Source organism: Micrococcus sp. HMSC31B01 (assembly GCF_001816085.1).
Classification (GTDB): Bacteria; Actinomycetota; Actinomycetes; order Actinomycetales; family Micrococcaceae; genus Micrococcus; species Micrococcus luteus.
On record NZ_KV825053.1, the window covers coordinates 1 to 4,474 of the forward strand.

The following is a 4,474-nucleotide window of genomic DNA, read 5'->3' on the forward strand; positions in this document are numbered from 1 at the left end:
CCCGCCGCCGCGCCGCACCGCCACGACGCCGCCGCGGGCCTGTTGCGCGTCACCGGCCACCTGCCGCCCACGCTGGACGGGGTCGAGCTCACCGGCCGGCACGCCGAGATCCTCACCCTCCTCGCGTGGCACGGCCCGGGCCTGACCGGCGCCGAGCTCGAGGTCGCGCTGTATCCGGAGGAGACCGCCGGGCCCCGGCCCGCGCCGGGCGATTCCCCCGCCCGCGCCATCTCGCTGCGCGCCGAGGTGCATCGACTCCGCCGGGCGCTGCGGGACGTGGGGGCGCCGGTGGCACTGCTGTCCCGGCCGTACCGGCTCGTGGGGGAGGTGCACGCGGACCTGCTGTGCGCGCGGGAGGCGCTGCGCGCCGGGGATCTGGACCGTGCGCTGCACGCGGCGGCCGGGCCGGTGCTGCCGCGGTCGGCGTCCCCCGGTGTCGCCTCGATCCGCGCGGAGCTGGGGGAGGCGCTGCGCGAGGCCGTCGCCCAGGACGCGGATGTCGAACAGCTCTGGGCCTACCTGGGCCGCCCCGAGGCCCGCGACGACGTCGAGCTCTGGGGCGCCGCCCTGCGTCTGCTGCCGGCGGACTCGCCGCGGCGGGCGCTCGCCGTGGCCACGCTCGAGCGGATCGAGCGGGACCTGGCCTGACCCGGCCCGCCCCTCACCCGCGCCCGGCTGCAACCTCCGTGCAACCTCCTTGTGACTAGCGTCACAGCCACGGCAGGGCGCCACCCGGCGCCGAGGCAACCGCAGGCAAAGGAGCCAGCACCATGACCGTCTACGCATTCCCGGGCACCGAGGGCGCCAAGGTCGAGTTCAAGTCCCGCTACGAGCACTTCATCGGAGGAGAGTGGACACCCCCGGTCAAGGGCCAGTACTTCGAGAACGTCACGCCCGTGACGGGCAAGGTGTTCTGCGAGGTCGCCCGCGGCACGGCCGAGGACATCGACGTCGCCCTCGACGCCGCCTGGAAGGCCGCCCCGGCCTGGGGCGCCACCTCGGCGGCCGAGCGGGCGCTCGTGCTGCACCGCATCGCGGAACGCATGGAGGAGAACCTCGAGATGCTGGCGGTCGCGGAGACCTGGGACAACGGCAAGGCCGTCCGGGAGACCCTCAACGCGGACTTGCCGCTGGCCATCGACCACTTCCGGTACTTCGCCGGCGCGATCCGCGCGCAGGAGGGCGGCCTGTCCCAGGTGGACGAGGACACCGTCGCCTATCACTTCCACGAGCCGCTCGGCGTGGTCGGCCAGATCATCCCGTGGAACTTCCCGCTGCTGATGGGGGTGTGGAAGCTGGCGCCCGCGCTGGCCGCGGGCAACGCCGTCGTGATCAAGCCCGCCGAGCAGACCCCGGCCTCGATCATGGTGTTCATCGAGCTGATCGCGGACCTGCTGCCGGCCGGCGTCGTCAACGTGGTCAACGGCTTCGGCCTCGAGGCCGGCAAGCCGCTCGCGCAGTCGCCGCGCATCCGCAAGATCGCGTTCACGGGTGAGACGACGACGGGCCGGCTGATCATGCAGTACGCCTCGGAGAACATCATCCCGGTGACCCTGGAGCTGGGCGGCAAGTCGCCCAACGTCTTCTTCGAGGACGTCATGGCGGACGACGACGCCTACTGGGACAAGGCGCAGGAGGGCTTCACCCTGTTCGCGCTGAACCAGGGCGAGGTCTGCACGTGCCCGTCGCGTGCGCTTGTGCAGGAGTCGATCGCGGAGAAATTCCTCGACGCCGTCGTGGAGCGGACCTCGCGCATCGTCACCGGCAACCCGCTCGACACAGACGTGATGATGGGCGCCCAGGCCTCCAACGACCAGCTCGAGAAGATCACCTCCTACCTGGACATCGGCCGTCAGGAGGGCGCCGAGGTGCTGATCGGCGGCGCCCGCGCCGAGATGGAGGGCGAACTGGCCGGCGGCTACTACGTGCAGCCCACGATCTTCCGCGGGGACAACTCGATGCGCATCTTCCAGGAGGAGATCTTCGGGCCGGTGGTCTCGACGACCACGTTCACCGACTTCGACGACGCCATGCGGATCGCCAACGACACGCTCTACGGGCTCGGCGCCGGCGTGTGGTCCCGGAACGGCAACACCGCCTATCGCGCGGGCCGGGCGATCCAGGCCGGTCGCGTGTGGGTGAACAACTACCACGCCTACCCGGCCCACGCCGCGTTCGGCGGGTACAAGTCCTCCGGCATCGGCCGCGAGAACCACCTGATGATGCTCGACCACTACCAGCAGACCAAGAACCTGCTCGTCTCCTACTCCGAGGACAAGCTCGGGTTCTTCTGAGCCGGTGCCGGCACCGCACGACCCCCCTCCCCATCCCACGAAAGGTGATCCCCCATGACCACGATGAAGGCAGCCGTCGTCACCCAGTTCGGCACAGAGGCCGACGTCCAGGAGGTCGAGCGCCCGACGCCCGGCCAGCACCAAGCGCTCGTGAAGCTCATCTCCTCGGGCGTCTGCCACACGGACCTGCACGCGATGGAGGGTGACTGGCCGGTGAAGCCGACCCCGCCGTTCATCCCGGGCCACGAGGGCGTGGGCATCGTCGAGGAGGTCGGGCCCGACGTCGAGAACCTCAAGGTCGGGGACATGGTCGGCAACGCGTGGCTGTGGGGCGCGTGCGGCCACTGCCAGTACTGCCGCACCGGGTGGGAGACCCTGTGCGAGGAGCAGATCAACGGCGGCTACTCCATGAACGGGTCCTTCGGCGAGTACATGCTCGTGGACGCCCGCTACGCGCCCCTGATCCCCGAGGGCGCGGACCCGATGGAGGTCGGCCCGATCCTGTGCGCCGGCGTCACGGTGTACAAGGGGCTGAAGCAGACCGAGGTGCGGCCCGGGCAGTGGGTCGTGATCTCCGGCATCGGTGGCCTGGGGCACATCGCGGTGCAGTACGCCGTGGCGATGGGCATGCGCGTGGTGGCCGTGGATGTCGCGGACGACAAGCTGGCGCTCGCCTCCCGGCACGGCGCGGAGCTGACCGTGAACGCGAACGTCGCGGACCCCTCCGTGGAGATCCAGGAGAAGATCGGCGGCGCCCACGGCGTGCTCGTCACGGCCGTGCACCCGCAGGCGTTCGGCCAGGCCATCGCGATGACCCGCCGCGGCGGCACCATCGTGTTCAACGGCCTGCCCCCGGGCGACTTCCCCGCGCCGATCTTCGACATCGTCCTCAAGGGCCTGACCATCCGCGGCTCGATCGTGGGCACCCGGCAGGACATGGTCGAGGCACTCGAGTTCTACGAGGCCGGGAAGATCCACCCGACGTTCCACACCCGCCCGCTCACCGAGATCAACGACGTGTTCGACGAGATGCGCCACGGCAAGATCGAGGGCCGCGTCGTCATCGACTACGCGATGCAGGACTGACGTGTCGCCTGGGCGTCGGCTGGGCGCGGGGTAGTATCGACACATCACGCGCACCAGTGCGACGGCGGTCGTCCCGCCCGGAGACCCGGGCCGGGGCGGCCGCCGTCGTCGTAGCGGGGACGGGACGGGCCGCAGCGATTCCGGTGCGCGAGCCTCAGCGGGCCGCGGCCGGGGCGACGCCGTCGCGCAGCCACTCCAGCGTGGCCGGCCAGAAGGCCGGCGCGAACCGCGCGTGGAACAGTCCGAAGTGCCCGATCTCCGCGACACCGAGCTCCTCCGGCCGCACCCGCCAGCGCACCGTCTGCCGACCCGGCGAGTAGGCGTCCGCGCGGTCGAGGGCGGCGTCGGTGCCGAAGTCGTCGTCCACGGGCGCCACGATCAGCGCGTCCGCCGTGAACGCGGCCAGACGACGGCGCAGCTCGTCCCGGCCGGCGCCGGTGCGGGCGCTCGCGGTGAAGTCGCGGCGACTGCGCGCCCAGTCCAGGGCGACCCCGCGCGGCAGGTCCTCGAGCCAGCCGAGCCGCCGCCCCGGGAAGTGCCCGCGGGCCAGCGTGATCGCCGGCATCGCCGCGTGCCACCGCGCCCACATCCGTGCACGCCCCGGCCGCGCCCGGTAGTCCCGCCAGTGGGCGTGCTGCCCGCCGACGGCCACGTGCCGGGCCACATGCCGCGCCTCGTCCGCGAGCCCGATGCCGAACCCGCCGTAGCTGTGGCCCACCGTCAGGAGGGGGCCGGGCAGGCGCGTCCGGGCCCAGCCGAGCACGGCGTCCGCGTCGAGGGCGCCCCAGTCCGCCCACCGCGCCCGCCGCGCCACGGCGAACGGCTCACGGGACTCCCCGACGCCCCGGTAGTCGAACGTGACCGCGTGGAACCCGTGGCCGGCGAGGAACTCCGCGTAGCGCCGGTAGTACGTGGCCTTCACCCCGGTCGCCGAGGCGATCACCACCGCGCCGGCGGGCCGGGCCGGGGGCGTCGTCGTCGTGGGGGCGAAGTGGCGGGCCGCGAGCACGAAGCCGTCGCGGGCGCGGAGGCGCACGGGGGTGGAGGGGGTCTGCGTCACGCCGCCACCCTAGGTGTAGGAGGGCATGACGTTG

Annotated in this window: 4 protein-coding genes; 3 read left to right on the top strand and 1 reads right to left on the bottom strand. The window is 72.5% G+C overall.

Going from position 1 to position 4,474, the window contains the following annotated elements:
- The 3 genes from HMPREF3105_RS04540 to adhP form a co-directional block, all read left to right on the top strand.
- Nucleotides 1-648: helix-turn-helix domain-containing protein (locus HMPREF3105_RS04540; RefSeq protein WP_141762429.1), on the top strand; the 648-nt coding region annotated here is incomplete at its 5' end.
- A gap of 122 nt (nt 649-770) precedes the next feature.
- Complete coding sequence (locus tag HMPREF3105_RS04545) at nt 771-2,294, top strand: acetaldehyde dehydrogenase ExaC (RefSeq protein WP_070708862.1); 1,524 nt, start codon at nt 771-773, stop codon at nt 2,292-2,294.
- Nucleotides 2,295-2,348: 54 nt separating this feature from the next.
- A complete protein-coding gene (gene adhP / locus HMPREF3105_RS04550; protein WP_070708863.1) occupies nt 2,349-3,380 on the top strand; it encodes an alcohol dehydrogenase AdhP in 1,032 nt (343 codons plus the stop codon).
- A gap of 154 nt (nt 3,381-3,534) precedes the next feature.
- On the opposite strand, the gene HMPREF3105_RS04555 is transcribed toward adhP, so the two are convergent.
- Entirely contained in the window at nt 3,535-4,440 is a 906-nt protein-coding gene (locus tag HMPREF3105_RS04555) for an alpha/beta hydrolase family protein (protein ID WP_020624651.1), read from the bottom strand.
- Between the last annotated feature and the right edge of the window lie 34 nt (nt 4,441-4,474).

Excerpts from the sequence above, each read along its gene's own strand:
- HMPREF3105_RS04545 (WP_070708862.1), top strand. The coding sequence starts at position 771 with ATGACCGTCTACGCATTCCCGGGCACCGAGGGCGCCAAGGTCGAGTTC.
- adhP (WP_070708863.1), top strand. The coding sequence starts at position 2,349 with ATGACCACGATGAAGGCAGCCGTCGTCACCCAGTTCGGCACAGAGGCC.